We start from the raw sequence: 757 nt of genomic DNA on the forward strand, positions 1-757 counted from the left end.
TGGGTGCGCAGCGTCTGGCCGGAGGCATCGCGCACGCTGGTCGTGGTGTGGGTCAGCGTGCCGATGGTGACGTCCTGGCGGGCAACCTTGCCGAAGCCGTCATATTTGTTTGCCTGGATTGCCGCAGGATTGGTGGATGTGGTCAACTGGCCGATGTTGTAGAAGCCCGCCGCCGCCTGGTCGTAGGTGTTTTGCGTCAGCGTCACCGCACTGCCGCCGGAGCTAGTGGCCGTCTTCAAGGTCAGCCGGTCCATCTGGTCATAGGCCAGGCTGGTGACGGTGGCGCGGGCATCGGTCTGGCTGGCCAGCCGGTTGGCGCCGTCATAAACGTAAGACCAGCTGCCGAGGTCGGGATCCGAGGCACTCAGCCGGTTGCCGACCATGTCATAGCTGTAGCTCCAGCTCGAGCCGCCGGGATCGCTGACCCCAATCAGCCGGCCAAGCACATCGTAGCTGCGGCCCTCCGTCAGATTGAGCCCGCCGAGATCGCGCACGATTTGCACGACATCGCCGCGCGTCGAGGACACGCTCTTCGACTGGCGCGTGGTCGTCGCATTGATCTGGTCGGTCTCAGTGACCGTGTAAAGCCGCGGATTGGTGCCGGTGCCGGTGTCGAGGCTGTGGGCGAAAAGCGTCTGGCTGGCATCGGCATAGACGGCCTTTACCAGCCGGTCGTTCCAGTCGTAGGAGTTGGTCGTCCACTGCGCGGTGTCGCCGACGAACCTTGGGAAGGCGGTGCGCAGGACATTGCTACGCA

At 64.3% G+C, this 757-nt stretch carries 1 pseudogene; it reads right to left on the reverse strand.

The window, feature by feature from the left end:
• Positions 1 to 757: pseudogene (locus NKJ55_RS35440) on the reverse strand (hypothetical protein); the annotation flags it as partial.

This window comes from Mesorhizobium sp. M0106, assembly GCF_040322715.1.
Classification (GTDB): Bacteria; Pseudomonadota; Alphaproteobacteria; order Rhizobiales; family Rhizobiaceae; genus Mesorhizobium.